Raw genomic sequence first — 22785 nt, forward strand, 5'->3', positions numbered from 1 at the left:
CGTCACCGTCGAGGCCCGGAGCCCGTCATGTCGCTCGCCCATGCCCTGGAGGCCGACGTCCTGCGCCGGCAGGATCCGCAGCTCGCCGAGATCCTGCTCGGGGAGCGGGAGCGGCAGGCGTCGACGTTGCAGCTGATCGCCGCGGAGAACTTCACCTCGCCGGCCGTGCTCGCGGCGCTCGGCTCGCCGCTCGCCAACAAGTACGCGGAAGGCTATCCGGGCGCCCGCCACCACGGCGGCTGCGAGATCGTCGATGTCGCCGAGCGGCTGGCGGTGGACCGGGCGAAGGCCCTGTTCGGCGCGGAGCACGCCAATGTGCAGGCGCACTCCGGCTCGTCGGCGGTCCTCGCGGCGTACGCGGCGCTGCTGCGCCCCGGCGACACCGTCCTCGCGCTCGGTCTGCCCTACGGCGGCCATCTCACGCACGGCTCGCCCGCGAACTTCTCCGGCCGCTGGTTCGACTTCGTGCCCTACGGCGTGGACGCCGAGACCGGGCTCATCGACCACACGCAGGTGCGCACGCTGGCCCGCGCCCACCGGCCCAAGGCGATCGTGTGCGGGTCCACCGCCTACCCGCGCCATCTGGACCACGCGTTCTTCCGGGAGGTGGCCGACGAGGTCGGCGCCTATCTGATCGCGGACGCCGCCCACCCCATCGGACTGGTCGCCGGAAAGGCGGCGCCCTCCCCGGTGCCGTACGCCGACATCGTGTGCGCCACCACGCACAAGGTGCTGCGCGGGCCGCGCGGCGGGATGATCCTGTGCGGCGGTGAGCTGGCCGAGCGGGTGGACCGGGCAGTCTTCCCGTTCACGCAGGGCGGCGCGCAGATGCACACCATCGCCGCGAAGGCGGTCGCGTTCGGCGAGGCGGCAACACCGGCGTTCTCCGCGTACGCCCATCAGGTGGTCGCCAATGCCAGGGTTCTCGCCGCCGCCCTGGAGGCGGAGGGGCTGGTCGTCACCACCGGCGGCACCGACACCCACCTCATCACCGCCGACCCGGCGCCGCTCGGCGTCGACGGACGCACCGCGCGCGGCCGGCTGGCGGCGGCGGGCATGGTGCTGGACTGCTGCCCGCTGCCGCACACCGACGTCCGCGGGCTGCGACTGGGCACGGCCGCGGTGACCACGCAGGGGATGGGGGAGGCGGAGATGCCCCGCATCGCCAAGCTGCTGGCGGGGGCGCTGCGGGAGGAGTCCGACACCAGGCTGACCCGGGAGGACGTGCGCGAACTGGTCGGCGCGTTTCCGCCCTATCCCCGCTGAACCGGGGTAGGCGCGCACCCGTACACAGCCACGCGTGCAACCATCATGGCTACCCGGATGTCCCCATCCATATGCGGCCATCGCTAGGGTGTGGGGCTGAGATGGCCAGCGAGAACTGTGGGGAAGCCTGTGCGTGAATACCTGCTGACGCTCTGCATCACGGCCGCGGTGACGTATCTGCTGACAGGGCCGGTACGGAAGTTCGCGATCGTGGCCGGGGCGATGCCGGAGATCCGGGCACGTGACGTGCACCGGGAACCCACTCCACGGCTCGGCGGGATCGCGATGTTCTTCGGCCTGTGCGCGGGCCTGCTGGTCGCCGACCATCTCACCAACCTCAACCAGGTCTTCGAGAAGTCGAACGAGCCGCGTGCGCTGCTCTCCGGGGCGGCGCTGATCTGGCTGATCGGCGTCCTGGACGACAAGTTCGAGATCGACGCCCTGATCAAGCTGGGCGGCCAGATGATCGCCGCCGGTGTGATGGTCATGCAGGGTCTGACGATCCTGTGGCTGCCCATCCCGAGCGTCGGCACGGTCGCGCTGACCCAGTGGCAGGGCACGCTGCTGACGGTGGCGCTGGTCGTCATCACCATCAACGCGGTCAACTTCGTCGACGGCCTCGACGGCCTGGCCGCCGGCATGGTGTGCATCGCCTCGGCGGCGTTCTTCATGTACGGCTACCGCATCTGGTATTCGTACGGCATCGAGGCCGCCGCCCCGGCGACGCTGTTCGCGGCGATCCTGATGGGCATGTGCCTGGGCTTCCTGCCGCACAACATGCACCCCGCGCGGATCTTCATGGGCGACTCCGGCTCGATGCTGATCGGGCTGGTGCTGGCCGCGGGCGCGATCTCGATCACCGGCCAGGTCGACCCGGACAGGCTGAACCTGTTCTCCGGTTCGGAGCGGAGCACCGTCCACCAGATGGTGCCCGCCTACATCCCGCTGCTGCTGCCGTTGACGATCATCGCGGTGCCGGCCGCCGACCTGATCCTGGCGATCGTGCGCCGCACCTGGCGCGGCCAGTCGCCGTTCGCCGCGGACCGCGGGCACCTGCACCACCGGCTGCTGGAGATCGGCCACTCGCACAGCCGCTCGGTGATGATCATGTACTTCTGGTCGGCGCTGATCGGCTTCGGTGCGCTGGCCTACTCCGTCAACAACGCCTCCATGTGGATCGTCCTGGCTTTCGTGGTCCTCAGCGCGATCGGCCTGGTGCTGCTCCTGCTGCCGCGTTTCACGCCGCGCGCCCCGCGCTGGGCCGAGGCCTTCGTGCCGCCGCGCTACCGCCGCCGCAGGGTCGCGCCGGAGCCGGCGTCCGCCGCGGCCGGGGAACGGTCGGGGGAGCACCCCGAAGCGCAGACCGGCGAACAGACCGAGGCCCGTACCCCTGTGGCGGTCGGTGTCTCCGGGGTCAACGGGGCGACCGCGGTCGGCCCCCGTTCGCGTGCGGCAAGGTAAGAATCTGACGAGAGCATTGCCAAGTCGTGGGGAAACGCCCGAGGGGCAAAGCGGCCCAATACCAGACAACCGGGCGCTGTTTCTGCACAGACGCGCACTGTCACTCTCATGTGTGACAGCTGGCACACCCACCAGGTAAAGACCTCATCAAATAGTTTGTGATACCGTTCACGAGAACCCCGGATGGAACCGAAGGACCGTAGTGCGACGGTCCATTGGTGTGAGGTCTTCACCCCCTCGGACCGGGACTACGCTCGTCCATGACGACACCCCTGCCCCCTGTGAAAGCGGAGTTGCCGCCATGCCGTCCAATGACGTCCGGAACCTTGTGCAGATCGCTGTGCCCACAGCGGCTGTCGGCGTGGTCGCGGTCGCCGTGAGCGGTGTGGTCGCCGGGGGCAAGGGCGCGATCGGCGGGGCCGTCGGCACCCTGGTCGCCATCCTCTTCATGGGGATCGGTCTGTATGTACTCCAGTGGACGGCAAAAACGCTCCCGCAGTTGTTCCAGGCCATGGGCCTGATGCTCTATGTCGCCCAGCTCCTGCTGCTCATGATCTTCGTGGCCCTCTTCAAGGACACGTCTCTTTTCAACCCCAAGGCGTTCGCGATCTCTCTCGTCGTCGCGACCGTCGTGTGGATGGCCGCGCAGGCCCGCGCACATATGAAGGCGAAGATCTTCTATGTCGACCCGGCCTCCGAGAAGAGCGACAAGTCCGAGAAGTCGGGGTCCTCGTCGTGAGAGGTAGGGCCGGGATAAAGACGGGGGAGAACTCCTGCTATCGTCCGGTGCCAACTGCGGCATCGCGGGCGCGGGCATCTGAGCTGACGCCTGCTCAATCGCGAGGCTCGATGCCCCCCAGCCGCCCCCACATCCGAAACACCAGTCCGGTGCCGATCCGCGGCTGCGCGCCGCGCCGACACAACGAGGTTGCCGTACCCATGCGTCACGCCGAAGGAGCCCGTGGTGAGTGCTGACCAGACCCAGCTCGCCTTTGACTGGAGCTGTCGGATCATGTCCGACAACGGCTGTGGCTTCCCGGCTCCCGGCCTGCACTCGTTCCTCTTCAAGCCGATCGGCCACGTCGGCGGGTTCGAGTTCAACAAGGTGATGCTGCTCGCCATCATCACCACCCTGCTGGTCGTCAGCTTCTTCTGGGCGGCCTTCGGCAAGGCCAAGGTCGTCCCGGGCAAGCTCCAGATGATCGGCGAGGCCGGCTACGACTTCGTACGCCGCGGCATCGTCTACGAGACCCTCGGCAAGCGTGAGGGCGAGAAGTACGTCCCGCTCATGGTCTCGCTGTTCTTCTTCATCTGGATCATGAACATCTGGTCCGTGATCCCGCTGGCGCAGTTCCCGGTCTCCTCGATCATCGCCTTCCCGGCGGTGCTGGCGGCCATCGTCTACGTCGTCTGGGTCTCGCTGACCTTCAAGCGGCACGGGTTCGTCGGGTTCTTCAAGAACATCACCGGCTACGACAAGTCGCTCGGCCCGGTGCTGCCGCTCGTGATGGTCATCGAGTTCTTCTCGAACCTGCTCGTCCGGCCGTTCACGCACGCGGTGCGACTCTTCGCCAACATGTTCGCCGGCCACCTGATGCTGGTCATGTTCACCGTCGCCTCCTGGTACCTGCTGAACAGCTGGATGGTCCCGGCGGCCGGCATCTCCTTCATCATGACGATCGCCATGATCGGCTTCGAGCTTTTCGTGCAGGCCGTCCAGGCCTACGTCTTCGTGCTCCTCGCCTGCACGTACATCCAGGGCGCTCTCGCCGAGCACCACTGAGCCACCCTGCCCCACAAGTCCCAAGAACGTCCGGTGGCCAACCCCCGCCGGTCCGTGAAAGAGAAGGAAGAATCAGCATGGCTGCCACTGAGACCCTCGCCGCTGTCTCCGGTTCGCTCGGCTCCATCGGCTACGGCCTCTCCGCCATCGGCCCCGGCATCGGCGTCGGCATCATCTTCGGCAACGGCACCCAGGCCCTGGCCCGTCAGCCCGAGGCCGCCGGCCTGATCCGCGCCAACCAGATCCTGGGCTTCGCCTTCTGCGAGGCGCTCGCCCTCATCGGCATCGTCATGCCGTTCGTGTTCGGTCAGTAATTCCCTACTCACCGACACGTTTCGACGAAAGGCACTGATGTGATCGCCAACCTGGTACAGCTGGCGGCTACGGAGGAGCAGAACCCCCTTCTGCCCCCCGGCCCCGAGCTGCTCGTCGGCACCATCGCCTTCGCCATCGTGTTCTTCTTCTTCTGGAAGAAGCTGCTTCCGAACATCAACAAGGTTCTGGAGGAGCGCCGCGCGGCGATCGAAGGCGGTATCGAAGAGGCCGACGCCATGAAGGTGGAGGCCCAGAGCGTCCTTGAGCAGTACAAGGCTCAGCTCGCCGAGGCCCGGCACGAAGCCGCGCGTCTGCGCCAGGAGGCGCAGGAGCAGGGCGCCGCGCTCATCGCCGAGATGCGCGCGGAAGGCCAGCGGCAGCGCGAGGAGATCGTCGCCGCGGGCCACACCCAGATCGAGGCCGACCGCAAGGCCGCCGCGTCCGCGCTGCGCCAGGACGTCGGCAAGCTCGCCACCGAACTGGCCGGCAAGCTCGTCGGTGAGTCCCTCGAGGACCACGCCCGGCAGAGCCGCGTCATCGACCGCTTCCTCGACGAGCTCGAGGAGAAGGCCGAGGCGGCTCGATGACAGCGCACGGAGCGAGCCGCGAGGCTGCCGGCGCCGCACGCGAGCGTCTTGACGCGCTGACGGACTCCACGTCCGTGGACGCGGCGCAGCTCGCCGCCGAGCTGGCGGCCGTCACCGCGCTGCTCGACCGCGAGGTGTCGCTGCGTCGGGTCCTCACCGACCCGGCGCAGGCCGGTGAGGCCAAGGCCGAGCTGGCCCAGCGTCTGCTCGGCAGCCAGATCAGCGGCACGACCGCCGACCTGGTGGCCGGTCTGGTGCGCTCCCGCTGGTCGCAGTCGCGCGACCTGGTGGACGCGCTGGAGGAGCTGGCGAACACCGCTGACCTCACCGCCGCGCAGCAGGCCGGCACGCTCGACGACGTCGAGGACGAGCTGTTCCGCTTCGGCCGGATCATCTCCTCGAACACCGAGCTGCGCGCCGCGCTGACCGACCGGAAGGCCACCGCCTCGGCCAAGAGTGAGCTGCTGCGCAGCCTGCTCGGTGGCCGCGCCGACGCGGCCACCGGACGTCTGGTGACGCGCCTCGTGACCGCGCCGCGGGGACGTAGCCTGGAGACGGGACTCGAGTCCCTGTCCAAGCTCGCCGCCGAGCGCCGGGACCGTGTCGTGGCCGTGGTCACGTCCGCGGTGCCGCTGAGCGACGGACAGAAGCAGCGCCTGGGCGCCGCCCTGGCGAAGCTCTACGGCCGTCAGATGCACCTCAACCTCGACGTGGACCCCGAGGTCCTCGGCGGGATCCGGGTGCAGGTCGGTGACGAGGTGATCAACGGCTCCCTCGCGGACCGCATCGAGGACGCCGCCCGCCGCATGGCGAGCTAGCAGCAACTCAACACGTAGTAGTACCTACGGCCCTGGTTGGGCCGTGCAGAGGATGCAAAGTTTCTGGGGGGAGCCCCCAGATCCCCCAAAGAAACTTCGGGCCCAACAAGGAGAGCAGGGAACCCAGATGGCGGAGCTCACGATCCGGCCGGAGGAGATCCGGGACGCACTGGAGACCTTCGTCCAGTCGTACAAGCCGGACGCGGCCTCGCGCGAGGAGGTCGGTACGGTCACCCTTGCCGGCGACGGCATCGCGAAGGTCGAGGGTCTGCCCTCGGCCATGGCCAACGAACTGCTGAAGTTCGAGGACGGCACCCTCGGCCTCGCGCTCAACCTGGAAGAGCGCGAGATCGGCGCCATCGTCCTCGGTGAGTTCAGCGGCATCGAGGAGGGTCAGCCGGTCACCCGTACCGGTGAGGTCCTCTCCGTCGCGGTGGGCGAGGGCTACCTCGGCCGCGTCGTCGACCCGCTCGGCAACCCGATCGACGGCCTCGGCGAGATCGAGACGTCCGGCCGCCGCGCCCTCGAGCTGCAGGCCCCCACGGTCATGCAGCGCAAGTCGGTGCACGAGCCGATGGAGACCGGCTACAAGGCCGTCGACGCGATGACCCCGATCGGCCGTGGTCAGCGTCAGCTGATCATCGGTGACCGCCAGACCGGCAAGACCGCCCTGGCCGTCGACACGATCATCAACCAGCGCGACAACTGGCGCTCGGGCGACCCGAAGAAGCAGGTCCGCTGCATCTACGTCGCCATCGGCCAGAAGGGCTCGACCATCGCGTCGGTCCGCCGCGCGCTGGAGGAGAACGGCGCGCTGGAGTACACGACCATCGTCGCCGCCCCGGCGTCCGACCCGGCCGGCTTCAAGTACCTCGCCCCGTACACCGGTTCGGCCATCGGCCAGCAGTGGATGTACGAGGGCAAGCACGTCCTGATCATCTTCGACGACCTGTCGAAGCAGGCCGACGCCTACCGCGCCGTGTCGCTGCTGCTGCGCCGCCCGCCGGGCCGCGAGGCCTACCCGGGCGACGTCTTCTACCTGCACTCCCGTCTGCTGGAGCGCTGCGCGAAGCTCTCCGACGACATGGGCGCCGGCTCGATGACCGGTCTGCCGATCGTCGAGACCAAGGCCAACGACGTCTCGGCGTTCATCCCGACCAACGTCATCTCCATCACCGACGGCCAGTGCTTCCTGGAGTCGGACCTGTTCAACGCCGGTCAGCGTCCCGCGCTGAACGTCGGTATCTCCGTCTCCCGAGTCGGTGGTTCCGCGCAGCACAAGGCGATGCGCCAGGTCTCCGGCCGTCTCCGCGTCGACCTCGCCCAGTTCCGTGAGCTGGAGGCCTTCGCCGCCTTCGGTTCCGACCTGGACGCCGCGTCGAAGGCGCAGCTGGAGCGCGGTCAGCGCATGGTCGAGCTGCTGAAGCAGGCCCAGTACCAGCCGATGGCCACCGAGGACCAGGTCGTCTCCATCTGGGCCGGCACCAACGGCAAGATGGACGAGGTCCCGGTCGTCGACATCCGCCGCTTCGAGAAGGAGCTCCTGGAGTACCTGCACCGCAAGGAGCAGGGCCTCATGACCTCCATCAAGGAGGGCGCCAAGATGTCGGACGACACCATCCAGGCGATCGACGACGCCGTCGCGGAGTTCAAGAAGCAGTTCGAGACCTCGGACGGCAAGCTGCTTGGCGAAGACGCTCCGTCCACCGCCAAGTGACGTAAGGAAGGGACCTGACTCATGGGAGCTCAGCTCCGGGTCTACAAGCGTCGCATCCGAACCGTCACCGCGACCAAGAAGATCACGAAGGCGATGGAAATGATCGCCGCCTCGCGCGTCGTCAAGGCGCAGCGCAAGGTGGCGGCCTCCACGCCGTACGCGCAGGAACTGACCCGCGCGGTCACGGCGGTCGGTACCGGGTCGAACACCAAGCACCCGCTGACCACGCAGGCCGAGCAGGTCACGCGGTCCGCGGTGCTGCTCCTGACCAGCGACCGTGGTCTCGCCGGTGCCTTCAACTCCAACGCCATCAAGGCCGCGGAGCAGCTCACCGAGCGGCTGGAGCGCGAGGGCAAGCAGGTCGACACGTACATCGTCGGCCGGCGCGGTGTCGCCCACTACAACTTCCGTGAGCGCAAGGTCGCGGAGTCGTGGACCGGCTTCACCGACGAGCCGTCGTACGCGGACGCCAAGAAGGTCGCGGCCCCGCTGATCGAGGCCATCGAGAAGGACACGGCCGACGGCGGCGTGGACGAGATCCACATCGTCTTCACCGAGTTCGTCTCGATGATGACGCAGACGGCGCTCGACGACCGCCTGCTGCCGCTCAGCCTCGACGAGGTGGCGAAGGAAGCGGCGCCGAAGGGCGAGATCCTTCCGCTGTACGACTTCGAGCCGTCGGCGGAGGACGTCCTCGACGCCCTGCTGCCCCGCTATGTGGAGAGCCGCGTCTACAACGCGCTCCTCCAGTCGGCCGCCTCCAAGCACGCCGCCACGCGGCGCGCGATGAAGTCGGCCACCGACAACGCCGGAGAGCTCATCGAGACGCTGTCCCGGCTTGCCAACGCGGCCCGCCAGGCCGAAATCACCCAGGAAATCAGCGAGATCGTCGGTGGCGCGAGCGCCCTGGCCGACGCGACCGCGGGGAGTGACCGCTAATGACCACCACTGTTGAGACCGCGACGGCTACGGGCCGCGTCGCCCGGGTCATCGGCCCGGTCGTCGACGTGGAGTTCCCCGTCGACGCGATGCCGGAGATCTACAACGCCCTCCACGTCGAGGTCGCCGACCCGGCGAACGCGGGCGAGAAGAAGATCCTGACCCTGGAGGTCGCCCAGCACCTGGGTGACGGCCTGGTCCGCACCATCTCCATGCAGCCCACCGACGGTCTGGTCCGCCAGGCCGCGGTCACCGACACGGGCACGGGCATCACCGTCCCGGTCGGCGACTTCACCAAGGGCAAGGTGTTCAACACCCTCGGTGAGGTGCTGAACGTCGACGAGCAGTACGAGGGCGAGCGCTGGTCCATCCACCGCAAGGCCCCGAACTTCGACGAGCTCGAGTCGAAGACCGAGATGTTCGAGACCGGCGTCAAGGTCATCGACCTGCTGACCCCGTACGTCAAGGGCGGCAAGATCGGTCTGTTCGGTGGTGCCGGCGTCGGCAAGACGGTGCTCATCCAGGAGATGATCTACCGCGTCGCCAACAACCACGACGGTGTCTCCGTGTTCGCCGGTGTCGGTGAGCGCACCCGTGAGGGCAACGACCTCATCGAGGAGATGTCGGACTCGGGCGTCATCGACAAGACCGCCCTGGTCTTCGGTCAGATGGACGAGCCCCCGGGCACCCGTCTGCGCGTCGCGCTGGCCGGCCTGACCATGGCCGAGTACTTCCGTGACGTCCAGAAGCAGGACGTGCTGTTCTTCATCGACAACATCTTCCGCTTCACCCAGGCGGGCTCCGAGGTGTCGACCCTGCTCGGCCGTATGCCCTCCGCGGTGGGTTACCAGCCGAACCTGGCCGACGAGATGGGTCTCCTCCAGGAGCGCATCACCTCGACCCGTGGTCACTCGATCACCTCGATGCAGGCGATCTACGTCCCCGCGGACGACCTGACCGACCCGGCCCCGGCCACCACCTTCGCCCACCTCGACGCGACGACGGTTCTCTCCCGTCCGATCTCCGAGAAGGGCATCTACCCGGCCGTGGACCCGCTGGACTCCACGTCCCGCATCCTGGACCCGCGCTACATCGCGCAGGACCACTACGACGCCGCCATGCGCGTCAAGACGATCCTGCAGAAGTACAAGGACCTCCAGGACATCATCGCGATCCTCGGTATCGACGAGCTGGGCGAGGAGGACAAGCTCGTCGTCCACCGTGCCCGTCGCGTGGAGCGCTTCCTGTCCCAGAACACCCACGTCGCCAAGCAGTTCACCGGCGTCGACGGGTCGGACGTCCCGCTGGACGAGTCGATCGCGGCCTTCAACGCGATCTGCGACGGCGAGTACGACCACTTCCCGGAGCAGGCGTTCTTCATGTGCGGTGGTCTCGAGGACCTGAAGAAGAACGCGAAGGAGCTCGGCGTCTCCTGACGCGGTTGCTCGTGAGCCTTGTGCTCTTGGTGAGGGGGCGGGGTTCGTCCCGCCCCCTCTCTCACGCCTACTAGACTTGTAACCAACACCCGGCATACCCGCCGGGTGGTGACCCGAGGAGCCACCTTGGCTGCTGAGCTGCACGTCGCGCTGGTCGCGGCCGACCGAGAGGTCTGGTCCGGCGAGGCCACCCTGGTCGTCGCGCGCACCACGTCCGGCGACATCGGCGTCATGCCCGGTCACCAGCCGCTGCTCGGTGTGCTGGAGTCGGGCCCGGTGACCATCCGTACGAGTGACGGTGGGACGGTCGTCGCCGCGGTGCACGGCGGTTTCATCTCGTTCGCGGACAACAAGCTGTCGTTGCTCGCCGAGGTCGCCGAGCTGTCGGACGAGATCGACGTCCAGCGCGCGGAGCGCGAGCTGGAGCGCGCGAAGGCGGAGGGCGACGCCACCGCCGAGCGCCGTGCGGACGTACGACTGCGTGCGGCGGCGGCGAGCTGACCCAGCTCGCCGTGTGATGACGTCACTCAGCCGCGGCCGGCACCGGAGCGATCCGGAGCCGGCCGCGGCTGAGGCAGATTTGGATGTTTTTTCCGTTCCGTTACCTGAATTGAAGGTACCTAGGAGACGAGGAGGTCGGTGTCGATGGTCCTCGCTCTGACTGTGTGCGGAATCGTCGTGGCCCTGGTGGTGCTGGGGCTGTTCGTGTTCGGGCTGCGCCGGAGACTCATCCAGCGCTCCGGCGGTACCTTCGACTGTTCCCTGCGCTGGGACGTCCCGGATAAACCGGACACCTCCGGCAAGGGCTGGAGCTATGGCGTCGCCCGCTACAACGGCGACCGCATCGAGTGGTACCGCGTCTTCTCCTACGCCTACCGCCCGCGCCGCATCCTGGAGCGCGCCTCGATCGAGGTGGCCGGGCGTCGCCTGCCCGAGGGCGAGGAGGAGCTGGCGCTGCTCTCCGACGCGGTGATCCTGGCCTGTCTGCACCGGGGTACGCGGGTGGAACTCGCCATGAGCGAGGACGCGCTGACCGGATTCCTCGCGTGGCTGGAAGCAGCCCCGCCCGGTCAGCGCGTCAATGTCGCCTGAGCCTTCGAAAAGGGTTACGACAGCCCGCTGTTGATGGCGCTCACCAGCTCCCCGTTCGCGGTGTCACCGCTGAACTCCCAGAAGAACGCGCCGCCCAGGCCCTGGTTCCTGGCCCAGGTCATCTTCCCGGTGATGGTCGACGGAGTGTCGTAGGACCACCAGTTGCCGCCGCAGTGGGCGTATGCCGTGCCGGCGACGGTGCCGGTGGCCGGGCAGGAGTTCTTCAGGACCTTGTAGTCCTCGATGCCGGCCTCGTAGGTGCCGGGTGCGGCGCCGGTCGCCGTGCCACCGGGGGCGGACTGGGTGACGCCGGTCCAGCCGCGGCCGTAGAAGCCGATGCCGAGCAGCAGTTTGGCGGAGGGGACGCCCTTCGCCTTGAGCTTGGCGATCGCGTCGGCGGAGTTGAAGCCGGCGGTCGGGATGCCGGCGTAGGAGGTGAGCGGCGAGTGCGGGGCGGTCGGGCCGGTGTTCGCCCAGGCGCCGAAGTAGTCGTACGTCATCACGTTGTACCAGTCGGCGTACGCGGAGGCGCCGCCGTAGTCGGCCGCGTCGATCTTGCCGCCGGAGGAGCCGTCGGCGGTGATGGCGGCGGTGACGAGGTAGTTCGGACCGAAGGCCGAGCGCAGCCCCTGCATCAGGTTCCTGAAGGCCGCGGGGCCGGAGGTGTCGCAGGTCAGGCCGCAGGCGTTCGGGTACTCCCAGTCGATGTCGATGCCGTCGAAGACGTCCGCCCAGCGCGGGTCCTCCACCACGGCCTTGCAGGACGCGGCGAAGGCGGCCGGGTTGGCGGCGGCCTGCGCGAAGCCGCCGGAGTAGGTCCAGCCGCCGAACGAGTACAGCACCTTGATGTGCGGGTACTTGGCCTTCAGCTGGCGCAGCTGGTTGAAGTTGCCGCGCAGCGGCTGGTCCCAGGTGTCGGCGACGCCGCTGACGGACTGGTCGGCGGTGTAGGCCTTGTCGTAGGCGGCGTAGGTGTCGTCGACGACGCACTGGCCGTTCTTGACGTTGCCGAACGCGTAGTTGATGTGGGTGATCTTCGCCGCGGAGCCGGAGGTCACCAGGTTCTTGACGTGGTAGTTGCGGCCGTAGACGCCCCACTCGGTGAAGTAGCCGAGCTTGATCTTCTTGCCGGTGGGCGGGGGCTCGGTGGTGCCGCCGGTGGTGCGCACGGCGACGGAGCCGCTGACCGGGCCGGTCTGGTCGGCGGTGTCGCGGGCCTGGACGGTGTAGGAGTAGTCGGTGCCGGCGGTCAGCCCGGTGTCCGTGTACGAGGTGGTCGTCACGGTGGCGACCCTGGCACCGTCGCGCAGCACGTCGTAGTTCTTGACGCTCTTGTCGTCGGTGGCGGCGCTCCAGGTGAGCTTCACCGAGTGGTCGGTGACGGCGGAGGTGGTGGGGGTGCCCGGCGCGGAGGGCGCCGCGTCACCGGGGACCGAGGTGCCGTCGCAGCCGCCGCCGTTGAGCTTGCAGTTCGAGGGCGAGCCGGAGCCGGAGCCGTTGAAGCCGAAGGAGACGGAGGCGCCGGGGGCGAGGGTGCCGTTCCAGGACTTGTTCTTCGCGGTCCAGTGGGTGCCGGAGGAGGTGACGTCCGCGTCCCAGGCGGAGGTGACGGACGTGCCGGAGGGGAAGTCCCACTCGACGGTCCAGGAGGTGAGGGTGGTGGTGCCGGTGTTCTTCACCGTCCACTTGCCCTCGAAGCCGGTGCCCCAGTCCTGGGGCTTGCTGTAGGTGGCGGTCGCGGATGGCGCGGCCTGTGCGGGGCTCGCGAGACCGACCAGGCCGGCCAGGGGGAGCAGCAGGGTGGCGAACCCGGCCGCCGCTCGGTGTCTGAAGCGCATGCTGCGCCTCCTCGGGGGTTGGGGGCGTAACTGAGCCTTCACGCCCACGGTGCCGCGAGAATAGAAAGGTCTGGACCATGGGTCAATAGGTCTGGACCACTCGCCCGGAAGCGGAGCTAGATCCCCAACTCCTGCGCCAGCACGGCCGCTTGCACCCGGCTGCGCAGCTCCAGCTTGGCCAGCACCCTGCTGACGTGCGTCTTCACCGTCGCCTCCGCCATGTCCAGGCGCTCCGCGATCCCCGCGTTGGACAGTCCCTCACCCAGGCAGGACAGCACCTCGCGCTCCCGCCGGGTCAGCGTCTCCAGGACCGCCGGGTCGGCCTTCGGCCCCCGCGCCGGACGGGCCGCGAACTCGGCGATGAGCCGCCGGGTCACGGCCGGCGCGACGACGCCCTCGCCCCGCGCGACCGTGCGGACCGCCTCGATGAGGTCCTTCGCCTCGGTGTTCTTCAGCAGGAACCCCGCCGCCCCGGCCCGCAACGCCCCGAACACATACGCGTCGAGGTCGAAGGTGGTCAGGACGAGAACGTCCGCGAGCCCTTCCTCGACCACCTGACGGGTCGCCGACACCCCGTCCAGGCGTGGCATCTGAATGTCCATCAGCACCAGGTCCGGCCGCCGCTCCCGGGCCAGCGCCACCGCCTGCTCCCCGTCCGCCGCCTCCGCGACCACCTCGATGTCGGGCGCGCTGCGCAGGATCAGCACCAGCCCCGCGCGGACGGCGGACTGGTCCTCGGCGACCAGGACGCGGATCATGCAAAGTCTCCTTCACTGACGGGGAGTGCGGCGCGTACGGCCCACATGGCGCCCTCCGGTCCGGCCGTGAACGTGCCCCCCAACAGGGCGGCCCGCTCCCGCATCCCGACCAGTCCGGCCCCCGAACCGGGCGCGCGCGGGCCGTCCCGGTGACCGTACGGGCTGGTCACCCGCACGTCGAGCACCCCGTCCCGGTGGGCCAGCTCGACGGTGACCCGGCCGGGGCAGGCGTGCTTGAGGGCGTTGGTCAGGGACTCCTGCACGATCCGGTAGGCGGCGAGCTCCACCGGGGCGGGCACCGAGAGGGGCGGGGCGTCCAGGGTGACGTCGAGCCCGTTGACGCGGGCCCCCGCCACCAGCGCCCCGATGCCGTCGAGCGTCGGGGCGGCGGCCGGCTCCGAGTCGTCGCCGGAGTCCCGCAGGATCTGGATGAGCCGCCGCATCTCCGCGAGTCCCTCCACGCTGTTCTCCCGGATCACCACCAGCGCCTCCTTGGACGTGCCCGGATCGTCGATGGACAGCGCGGCCGTGGAGTGGATCGCGATCGCCGACAGATGGTTGGCGACCATGTCGTGCAACTCCCGCGCCATCCTCGCCCGCTCGGCGGTCACCGCCTGGACGCGGTCCATCTCGGCGAGCAGCGCGGTCTGTTCGGCGCGCAGCCGGGCGGCCTCGGCGGCGTCCCGGTGGTTGCGGACGATCAGCCCCGTGGACGCGGGCGCGAACGTCACCACGCCCACCGCCACCCCGATCAGCAGCGCCTCGGGCACCCGCCACACCGCGAACGGCACGATCGTGGAGACGAGCGTCAGCAGTCCCGTGGTCACCGGGATGCGACGGGCCGAGGGGAGCGGGCCGTACAGGACGGCCGCGTACATCAGGTCGGTGTACATCAGGAGCGTGGCCACATCGCCCTGGGTGACGGTGTCCATGGTCAGCGCGGCCGTGCCGGCCAGCAGGGCCAGCCGCGGGGCGGACCGGCGCAGCAGCTCGCAGCCGGCCATCACCAGCAGTGGCGGCAGAACCGCCCAGCGGCCCTCGAAGAGCACGATCGGCTCGCCGCGCGGGCGGGTTGCCAGACCTGTGCCCCACAGGACCAGCCCGCCGAGCAGCCCGGCGACGGCGGCGTACACGTCGAAGCGGTGCGGACGGGGGAGCGGTACGGCCATGGCCCCATCCAACACGGCCCGCGCCGCACCCGCCTGATGCCGCGGGAGGGTCCCGGACTGCATCTTTCGATGTACCGGAGGTTCGTCACCGGCGACGACGATTCCGGGCGCCCGGCACCGGAGGCTGAAAGGGTGAGCGAGAGGAGCGAACCGTGATCGTCTGGTTGATCGCCGCCTGTGAGATCGGCTTCTGGGTCCTGCTGGCACTGGGCCTGGCCGTCCGGTACCTGCTGAAGTGGCGCCGTACGAGCGTGGTCCTGCTGTTGTGCGAGCCGGTGCTGGAGCTGGTGCTGTTCGTCGCGACGGCCGTCGACCTGAGGAACGGCGCCGAGCCCGGCTGGGAGCACGGCCTGGCGGCCCTGTACATCGGCTACACCGTCGCCTTCGGCCACTACACCATCCGCTGGCTCGACGGCCACGCCGCGCACCGTCTCGGCGGTGCCCCGCCCCCGCCCAAGCCACCCCGCTACGGCCGCGCCCGCGCCCGCCACGAGGCGAAGCTGTGGCTGCGGGCCGTGTACGGCGCGGCCGTCGCCCTGGCCCTGCTCCAGCTCGCCGTCTGGTACGTCGGCGACTCCGGCGACGTCAGCTCGCTGCGCTCGTTCCAGTGGGTGGCCCTGCGCACGGTCGGCATCTACGGCCTGATCGCCCTGTCGTACACGATCTGGCCCCGCAAGGCCCCCGAGACCGCCGAGCAGCCGGCCGCCGAGGCGGGGAAAGAGGCAGCCCGGCGCTGAGCCCGGCCGCGACGGGCGGGTGGACGGACGACGGCCCGTCGCGGCACCCACCGGGGAGCGCTCAGCGCTCCCCGCCCGGCACCCACAGCACGTCCCCGACTTCCTTGTTGGCGGTGCGGGCCAGGATGAACAGCAGGTCCGACAGCCGGTTGAGGTAGGTCGCGGTCAGCGGGTTCATCATCTCGCCGAGCGGCTCCAGCGCGGCCCACGTGGAGCGCTCGGCCCGCCGGACGACCGTGCAGGCCTGGTGCAGCAGGGCCGCGCCCGGGGTGCCGCCGGGCAGGATGAACGACCGGAGCTTCTCCAGCTCCGCGTTGAAGCGGTCGCAGTCGGCCTCCAGTTTGTCGATGTAGAACTGCTCGACCCGCAGGGGCGGGAACTCCGGCTCCTCCTCCACCGGCGTCGACAGGTCGGCGCCCACGTCGAACAGATCGTTCTGCACGCGGGTGAGGACCTTGACGATCTCCTCGTCGAGCCCGCCCAGCGCGATGGCCGTGCCGATCACCGCGTTCGCCTCGTTGACGTCGGCGTACGCCGCGATGCGCAGGTCGGTCTTGGGGACCCGGCTCATGTCGCCGAGGGCCGTGGTGCCCTGGTCGCCGGTCCTGGTGTAGATGCGCGTCAGATTGACCATGCGGCCAATCTAGACCGTTCCCCCGGATCCGTTCCGTTCCCTTCGTCACGGCCGGTCAGGAGGCGCGGACCGGTCGGCCAGGAGGCGCGGATCGGGGCGAATCCGGCAGGAATTGACGACGTGACCGGTGTCTCACGCGCTGAGACGTGAAACGCGTTACTAACCGGTCGCACAGCGCCTCACGCCCGCTAGTGTCCGGCCGAGAGGCACGGGAGGGCGACAGGGCCACCGATGCTCCGGACGGCTGACACCGGTGACATCGGACGCGGGAGCGGGCAGGGCTCTACAGGCACCGGATCCGCACAGGCCCCACAGGCCTCACCCCTGCGAGTGAATTCGGTATCGGTTCGCTCACAGACGGCAACCTCCGACCGCTTCACGCAGTCAGAGGATGCAACACCGGACAGCACACCGCGGAGCACGAGACGCACGCTTAGGGGAGCGCTATGTACATCAGGGGCGACCACGTCGAGCTGGTCGTCGGGGGCCGCCTCGACGTCCGCAGCGCGGCGGACGCCCGTACGGTCCTGCACACGGCCGTCGACGACGGCGTCGGCGACCTGGTGCTCGACCTGTCCGAACTCGACTCCTGGGACGCCACCGGCCTCGGCGTCATCATGGGAGTCCACCGCAGGGCCGGCCGCTGCGGCCGCCGCCTCGTCCTGCGCGGCGTACCGCCCCAGATGCAGCGCCTGCTGGTGGCCACCCGCCTGCACCGGATCCTCGCCATCGAGGGCGGCATCGCGGCGGAGTCCCTGCCCCGGGTCTGACGACGGGGTGGACGGGGGGTGGCCTGCGGCGCAACAGCGCGACGGGCGCAATCCTCACCGGACTGTGACGTCTCGGACGGCACGGCACCCCGGGCTGTCGTAGATACTGTGCGAAGGTTTACGGTTCGTCTGCCCGCCGCCCGCATCCCTCTGGCGGGCACCGGACCAGAAGCGACAGCGCAGTGTGCAGCAAGGCCGGGAGGGGCTACCGCCACACGACGCTTTTGGGGGGCTTGGAGCTATGGACCCGAACACCCGGGGCCCCGAGGAGTACGGCCACGACGGCGACGGCCACACGCCGCGCCCGCGCCCGCCCAGGGACGCCCTGACACCCGACTTCACGCCGCACACCCCGGCTCCCGCCCGCACCGTACGGCTCTTCAGCGGGGACCACCTCCTCACCGTCAACCCCATCGACGGCAGCGAGATCGAGCTGTGCCCGCCCACCGAGCGCCCCGGGCGGCCCGCGAAGCGCGGCCCCGAGGAGCGCGCCGAGGCCGACCGCGCCGCCCGGCCCCCCGTCCCGGCCGGATCCGCCCAGCCCGCGCAGCCGCTCCTGGGCCGCCAGGAAGAGCGCGAACAGCTGGTCCGCCTGCTCGCCCGCGGCCGCACCGTCCGTCTCACCGGCCCGGCCGGCTCCGGCCGCACCAGCCTCCTCGACCTCGTCGCCGAGGACTGCGCGGACCTCGCCCCCGACGGTGTCGTCCGTCTCACCGGCCACCGCCGCACCCCGGCCGACGTCCTGCACGACCTCTTCCACGCCGTCTACGACGCCCCGCTCCACCGCCCCGAGGACGACGAACTGCGCGCCCTGGTCCGCGAGATCGGCGCGGTCGTCGTCGTCGACGACCTGGAGTTCGGCGGCGCCGCCCTCGACGAGCTGCTCGACGCCACCCCCGAGTGCGCCTTCCTGCTCGGCGCCACCCCCGACACCCCGGCACCCTCCGCCGACTCCACCGTCGAGGAGGTCACCCTCAGCGGCCTCGACCGCGCGGGCGGCGTCGAGGTGATCGAGCGGGCCGTCGGCCGCCTCCTCACCGAGGAGGAGTCCAACTGGGCCGGTGACCTCTGGTTCGAGTCCGAGGGCCTGCCGCTGCGCTTCGTCCAGGCCGGCGCCCTGCTGCGCCAGCGCGACCGGCTGCGCGCCGGCGCCGACGCCGTCGACGAGTTCGGTGTCTTCGAGGACGCCCGCCCGCTCACCGCGCCCGTCGGCGCCGGAGCCGGCGAGGCCGAGGAGATACCCCTGCCCTCGCTGGGCGAGGCCGCCGCGCCCGCCCCGCTGCTCGCCGCCCGCCTCAGCGCCTCGGCCCGCGCCACCCTGCGCCTCGCCGTCGCCCTCGGTGGCGAGGTCCCCCACCAGGCCCATCTGCCCGCCCTGGTCGGCGACACCCACGCCGACGCCGCCCTCGGCGAACTCGCCGCCTGCGGGCTCGTCTCCCCGGTCGGCCCCCGCTACCGGCTCGCCGCCGGAGTCCAGGCCCAGCTGGAGGCCGCCGGATACGGCGACGACGCCGACGCCCAGGCCCGTACCGCCGCCCAGCACTACGCCTGGTGGGCCGGGCACCCCTCGGTCACCCCCGAGCGGGTCTGCGCCGAGGCCGACGCCGTGCTCGCCGCCCTGGCCGTGACCGTCCCGGCGACCACCCGCCCCGAGGACGGCGAGCAGGCCGTCGCCGTCGAGCTGGCCCGCACCGCGGCGCCCGCGTTCGCCGCCGGACTGCACTGGTCCGCCTGGGAGCAGTCGCTGCACGAGGGCGCCGAGGCCGCCCGCCTCGCCGCGCAGCCCGCCGACCGCGCCTACTTCCACCACGAACTGGGCGTCCTCGCGCTGTGCGCCGGACAGCTCGACCGGGCCCGCTCCGAGCTGGAGGCCTCCCTCGGTCTGCGCTCCGCCCTCGCCGACAAGCGCGGCACCGTCGCCGGCCGCCGCGCACTCGCCCTGGTCGCCGACCGCTCGGGCGACGTCCCCGGCCTCGCGGTGATCACCGCCGCCGAGGAGGCGCCCGTCACCCGCAACGAGGCACCGGCCTCACCGCCGCGTGGGGTCCCCGCGGCGCTGCCGTCGGCCCCGACCACCGGCCCCACCCTCGTCACCGGCCCGCCCTCCGCCGTGACGCCCCACCGCGGCCGCACCGGCATCCGCCGCCTGACCAGGTACAACCTGGTGGCGGTGGGCGCGGGCGCCCTGCTGGTGGCCGTCCTCGGCACGGTGGTGACCCTCGGCGCGACCTCCAACAACGACGCCAACGACCCCGCCGACCGGGTCGGCGTCAACCCCTCCGCCAGCACCGGCCTCGACGACGGCGCCTCGGGCTCGGAGACCCCGGGCGAGGACACCGGCGGCGGGGACACCGGGGAGGCGACCAGCAGGCCGACGGATCCGGGCCCGGACGGGACGATGGGGACGTCGGACGACCCGACGTCGACGGACGAGGCGCGCCCTTCGGACTCGCCGAGCAGCTCGCAGGAGCCGGGGGACAACTCGCCCTCGGACTCACCCACCGGGAAGCCGTCCTCGAGCGGCGGATCCTCGCCGTCGCCGAGCCCGTCGGCCTCCCCCAGCGGCGGCACCGGCTCCCAGTCCCCCTCGCCGTCGGCGTCGGCGGAGCCGTCGACCACGCCTCCCAGCGAGTCCCCCTCCTCGTCGAACTCCGCCAGCGACGCCGCCTCGGCCAGCACCCCGGCCACGTCGATCAGCTCCTCGAGCACGTCGGAGTCACCGGACGCCTCGCCCCCGGTCATCTGACCCCTGACGACGGTGAGGGCCGGGTTCCCAGAACCCGGCCCTCACCGTCGTACACCGCTCAGAACAGCCGCAGCTTGTCGTCCTCGATGCCCCGCAGCGCGTCGTAGTCCAGGACCGCGCAGCCGATGCCGCGGTCCGTGGCGAGCACACGGGCCTGGGGCTTGATCTCCTGGGCGGCGAAGATGCCCCGCACCGGCGCCAGATGCGGGTCGCGGTTCAACAGCTCCAGGTAGCGGGTGAGCTGCTCGACGCCGTCGATCTCGCCGCGCCGCTTGATCTCGACGGCGACGGTCTGCCCCTCCGCGTCCCGGCAGAGGATGTCGACCGGCCCGATGGCCGTCATGTACTCGCGGCGGATCAGCGTGTAGCCCTCACCGAGCGTCTCGATGCGGTCGGCGAGCAGTTCCTGGAGGTGCGCTTCCACGCCGTCCTTGATCAGGCCGGGGTCGACGCCCAGTTCGTGCGAGGAGTCGTGGAGGATCTCCTCCATTGTGATGATCAGCTTTTCCCCCGCCTTGTTGACGACGGTCCAGACGCCTTCCTCCTCGCCCGTGCCCTCCTTGAGCGTGCAGGGCGGCGACATCCAGTTGAGGGGCTTGTAGGCGCGGTCGTCCGCGTGGATGGAGACGCTGCCGTCCGCCTTCACCAGGATGAGACGGGGGGCGGAGGGGAGGTGGGCGGTGAGCCGGCCCGCGTAGTCCACGGAGCACCGGGCGATGACGAGACGCATGGTCGGCAACGCTACTCGACGGCCCGCCGCCCGCGCGATTCGCCCACCTGTCGGCCGCCGCCACCCTCCGGCGAGGCCCCGTGGGCCGCACCTTTTGATCGGGAAAACATGCGTTCGACACTGGCCGATTGTGCCCCCAACCGTCCTGCGCTATGTGGCCATTCTCCTGGTGCGGTCACGGTCTGTTGCCTACCGTAGAGAACGGGAGGTCGCGATCCGTGTACTCAGCGTGCTCGGTGTTCGTGCTGGGCGAACTCCCCATCCATGTCCGGCAACCCCTGCGCTTTCGGGGGTGCGAGAGGAGTACCCATGTCGCTCGACGTCTCACCGGCCCTACTCGAACAGGCCGAGCGAGGCGAGGTCGACGAAGCAGAATTCGTCGACTGCGTCCGGACCTCCCTGCCCTACGCATGGGAGATGATCAGCTCCCTGGTGGCCCAGCTGAAGGTGGACGGCGGCCAGTTCGCCGACAACCAGACGCCCCCGCCGGACGAGCAGGCACGCGGGCAGCTGCTGCGAGCGCTGGCGAGTGACGCGATACGCGGCGCCCTGCAACGGCATTTCGGAGTGCGGCTGGCGTTCCAGAACTGCCATCGGGTGGCCGTGTTCCCGTTGGACACCTCGGTCGACGCAACGCTGGCCCGTTTCACCTCGGTCCGCAGTCAGGTACTGAACCAGTCCCCGGAATTCCGGGACTGCTGAGGCAGTGAGGCTGTCGCTTGCCGCTCCCGGCGCGGGAGTTGACACAGGACTACGGAGCGGCAAGCTCCCCGGCCGGCTGGGCCCTTCACGGGAGGTGGGGGAGGACCTCCGCGCCCAGCCGCCGGACGTTCTCCTCCGTGGCCGCCAGGTCGCCCGAGCCCTCCACCAGGAGAGCGAACCGCGCGATGCCGGTCCGCTCGCTGGTCGCCGCCAGCCGGTCGACGCACAGCCGCGGGGTGCCCACCGGGTGCAGCCCGCAGAGCAGTTCGGTGTACGCCACCGGGTCCCGCATGGAGCGGACCCGGCCGTCCACCGTCACATGTGCGTCAAGCCCCTGCTTCAGCCAGCCCGGCATCGCCTTCAGCAGCGTCTCCGCGGCGTCGGCGCGCCGGTCCGCGATCTGGCAGACACCCGCCGAGACATGCCCCGCCGCCCGGATCTCGTCCTCGGACCGCCCGGCCGCCCGCGCGTGCTGCCGCCACAGGCCGACCATCTCGGCCTTCTCCTCGTCCCCGATGTGCATCCCCAGTAGCATCGCGAGCCCCCGCTCGGCCGCCAGCCGGACGCTCGCCGGCGAGGTGCAGGCGACGACCACCTCCGGCCCCTCGGTCTCCGTCAGCTCCTCCGACGGGCGCGGTACGACGGGGACTTCACGGAAGCGGTAGCGCTCGCCGTCCGCGCCCACCGACGGTTCGCGCAGCCAGCGCACCAGCAGATCGAGTGATTCGGGGAACCCCTTCTCGTACGCCTCCAGGCCCGAGCCGAACACCTCCAGGTCGACCCACGGCCCGCCGCGTCCCACGCCGAGCGAGAAACGGCCGCCGCTCGTCAGGTGCAGCAGCGCGGCCTGTTCGCCGAGGGTGACGGGGTGCGAGGTGGGCAGCACACTGACCGCCGTACCGACCCGGATGCGCCGGGTGCGGCCCAGCAGTAAGGCGGCGAGCGTGACCGCCGACGGGCAGGTGCCGTAAGGCACGAAGTGGTGCTCGGCCAGCCAGACCGAGTCCAGGCCCGCCTCCTCGGCGACCTCGGCGGAGCGGACCGCTCGGTGCAGCGCCTCCCCCTGGCCCTGCCCCGGGAACTGGGCCGCCAACACGAAACTTCCAACGCGCATGGGACTTTCCTGCTTCCTCGGCTCCGACGCGGAGCTCCCCCACCCGGCATAACTGTCCGACATGTGCCGAGGACACGGCCTGGCGGGGAGATTTGCGGATTGTCTGCAGAATCTCCATGCGCGTACGGGGCACTTGTGGCGGTCGGTGCCCTACGGATACCCCCGGTCGCGCC

Annotated in this window: 22 protein-coding genes; 16 read left to right on the forward strand and 6 right to left on the reverse strand. The window is 70.3% G+C overall.

Annotated elements, in window-relative coordinates; translation table 11 throughout:
• The first annotated feature begins 27 nt into the window (after nt 1-27).
• From glyA to ALMP_RS32640, 12 genes are all read left to right on the forward strand, one after another.
• Nucleotides 28-1266, forward strand: coding sequence for a serine hydroxymethyltransferase (gene glyA / locus ALMP_RS32585; protein WP_264935005.1), 1239 nt, complete (start codon nt 28-30; stop codon nt 1264-1266).
• Between the two features lie 129 nt (nt 1267-1395).
• Nucleotides 1396-2727, forward strand: a complete 1332-nt coding sequence (locus tag ALMP_RS32590) for an MraY family glycosyltransferase (RefSeq protein ID WP_264935007.1) — start codon at nt 1396-1398, stop codon at nt 2725-2727.
• A gap of 301 nt (nt 2728-3028) precedes the next feature.
• Nucleotides 3029-3466, forward strand: coding sequence for a hypothetical protein (locus ALMP_RS32595; RefSeq protein ID WP_264935009.1), 438 nt, complete (start codon nt 3029-3031; stop codon nt 3464-3466).
• 273 nt (nt 3467-3739) lie between these two features.
• Nucleotides 3740-4510 carry a F0F1 ATP synthase subunit A gene (gene atpB / locus ALMP_RS32600; RefSeq protein WP_264935114.1) on the forward strand — a complete coding sequence of 257 codons (771 nt, stop codon included), beginning with the start codon at nt 3740-3742 and terminating at the stop codon, nt 4508-4510.
• A gap of 77 nt (nt 4511-4587) precedes the next feature.
• Nucleotides 4588-4824 (forward strand): ATP synthase subunit C, encoded by a 237-nt coding sequence (locus tag ALMP_RS32605; protein WP_010040161.1) that lies wholly within the window; start codon nt 4588-4590, stop codon nt 4822-4824.
• A gap of 39 nt (nt 4825-4863) precedes the next feature.
• Nucleotides 4864-5412, forward strand: coding sequence for a F0F1 ATP synthase subunit B (locus ALMP_RS32610; RefSeq protein ID WP_264935016.1), 549 nt, complete (start codon nt 4864-4866; stop codon nt 5410-5412).
• A complete protein-coding gene (locus ALMP_RS32615) occupies nt 5409-6230 on the forward strand; it encodes a F0F1 ATP synthase subunit delta (protein WP_264935017.1) in 822 nt (273 codons plus the stop codon). Before ALMP_RS32610 ends, ALMP_RS32615 begins: the two co-directional genes overlap by 4 nt.
• A gap of 127 nt (nt 6231-6357) precedes the next feature.
• Nucleotides 6358-7947 (forward strand): F0F1 ATP synthase subunit alpha, encoded by a 1590-nt coding sequence (gene atpA, locus ALMP_RS32620; RefSeq protein ID WP_264935019.1) that lies wholly within the window; start codon nt 6358-6360, stop codon nt 7945-7947.
• Between the two features lie 21 nt (nt 7948-7968).
• Entirely contained in the window at nt 7969-8886 is a 918-nt protein-coding gene (locus ALMP_RS32625) for a F0F1 ATP synthase subunit gamma (protein WP_264935020.1), read from the forward strand.
• Nucleotides 8886-10322, forward strand: a complete 1437-nt coding sequence (gene atpD, locus ALMP_RS32630; RefSeq protein ID WP_264935021.1) for a F0F1 ATP synthase subunit beta — start codon at nt 8886-8888, stop codon at nt 10320-10322. The genes ALMP_RS32625 and atpD overlap by 1 nt, the downstream gene beginning before the upstream one ends.
• Before the next feature lie 126 nt (nt 10323-10448).
• Nucleotides 10449-10823: a F0F1 ATP synthase subunit epsilon gene (locus ALMP_RS32635; protein ID WP_264935022.1), complete on the forward strand. Its 375-nt coding sequence runs from the start codon at nt 10449-10451 to the stop codon at nt 10821-10823.
• A gap of 144 nt (nt 10824-10967) precedes the next feature.
• Nucleotides 10968-11414: a DUF2550 domain-containing protein gene (locus tag ALMP_RS32640; RefSeq protein WP_264935024.1), complete on the forward strand. Its 447-nt coding sequence runs from the start codon at nt 10968-10970 to the stop codon at nt 11412-11414.
• A 14-nt stretch (nt 11415-11428) separates the two neighbouring features.
• On the opposite strand, the gene ALMP_RS32645 is transcribed toward ALMP_RS32640, so the two are convergent.
• From ALMP_RS32645 to ALMP_RS32655, 3 genes are all read right to left on the reverse strand, one after another.
• Nucleotides 11429-13252, reverse strand: a complete 1824-nt coding sequence (locus tag ALMP_RS32645) for a glycoside hydrolase family 18 chitinase (protein ID WP_264935026.1) — start codon at nt 13250-13252, stop codon at nt 11429-11431.
• Nucleotides 13253-13368: 116 nt separating this feature from the next.
• Nucleotides 13369-14010 (reverse strand): response regulator transcription factor, encoded by a 642-nt coding sequence (locus tag ALMP_RS32650; protein WP_264935027.1) that lies wholly within the window; start codon nt 14008-14010, stop codon nt 13369-13371.
• On the reverse strand, nt 14007-15179 hold the full coding sequence (locus tag ALMP_RS32655) for a sensor histidine kinase (RefSeq protein WP_264935029.1): 1173 nt from the start codon (nt 15177-15179) through the stop codon (nt 14007-14009). Before ALMP_RS32655 ends, ALMP_RS32650 begins: the two co-directional genes overlap by 4 nt.
• Before the next feature lie 152 nt (nt 15180-15331).
• On the opposite strand from ALMP_RS32655, the gene ALMP_RS32660 reads away from it, so the two are divergent.
• Complete coding sequence (locus tag ALMP_RS32660) at nt 15332-15916, forward strand: hypothetical protein (protein ID WP_264935030.1); 585 nt, start codon at nt 15332-15334, stop codon at nt 15914-15916.
• A gap of 61 nt (nt 15917-15977) precedes the next feature.
• Here the strand turns inward: ALMP_RS32660 and ALMP_RS32665 are convergent, their stop codons facing one another.
• Complete coding sequence (locus ALMP_RS32665; protein ID WP_264935032.1) at nt 15978-16550, reverse strand: cob(I)yrinic acid a,c-diamide adenosyltransferase; 573 nt, start codon at nt 16548-16550, stop codon at nt 15978-15980.
• Between the two features lie 446 nt (nt 16551-16996).
• Here ALMP_RS32665 and ALMP_RS32670 point away from each other — a divergent pair, with 446 nt between their 5' ends.
• Nucleotides 16997-17320, forward strand: coding sequence for an STAS domain-containing protein (locus ALMP_RS32670; RefSeq protein ID WP_264935034.1), 324 nt, complete (start codon nt 16997-16999; stop codon nt 17318-17320).
• A 241-nt stretch (nt 17321-17561) separates the two neighbouring features.
• Nucleotides 17562-20066: an ATP-binding protein gene (locus tag ALMP_RS32675; RefSeq protein WP_264935036.1), complete on the forward strand. Its 2505-nt coding sequence runs from the start codon at nt 17562-17564 to the stop codon at nt 20064-20066.
• A 58-nt stretch (nt 20067-20124) separates the two neighbouring features.
• On the opposite strand, the gene nucS is transcribed toward ALMP_RS32675, so the two are convergent.
• Nucleotides 20125-20796 carry an endonuclease NucS gene (nucS, locus tag ALMP_RS32680; RefSeq protein WP_264935037.1) on the reverse strand — a complete coding sequence of 224 codons (672 nt, stop codon included), beginning with the start codon at nt 20794-20796 and terminating at the stop codon, nt 20125-20127.
• A gap of 309 nt (nt 20797-21105) precedes the next feature.
• Here nucS and ALMP_RS32685 point away from each other — a divergent pair, with 309 nt between their 5' ends.
• Nucleotides 21106-21498, forward strand: a complete 393-nt coding sequence (locus ALMP_RS32685; protein WP_264935039.1) for an SCO5389 family protein — start codon at nt 21106-21108, stop codon at nt 21496-21498.
• 85 nt (nt 21499-21583) lie between these two features.
• On the opposite strand, the gene ALMP_RS32690 is transcribed toward ALMP_RS32685, so the two are convergent.
• Nucleotides 21584-22612 carry an LLM class flavin-dependent oxidoreductase gene (locus ALMP_RS32690; RefSeq protein ID WP_264935041.1) on the reverse strand — a complete coding sequence of 343 codons (1029 nt, stop codon included), beginning with the start codon at nt 22610-22612 and terminating at the stop codon, nt 21584-21586.
• Nucleotides 22613-22785 lie beyond the last annotated feature (173 nt).

It is taken from the genome of Streptomyces sp. A012304 (genome assembly GCF_026008495.1).
Classification (GTDB): Bacteria; Actinomycetota; Actinomycetes; order Streptomycetales; family Streptomycetaceae; genus Streptomyces.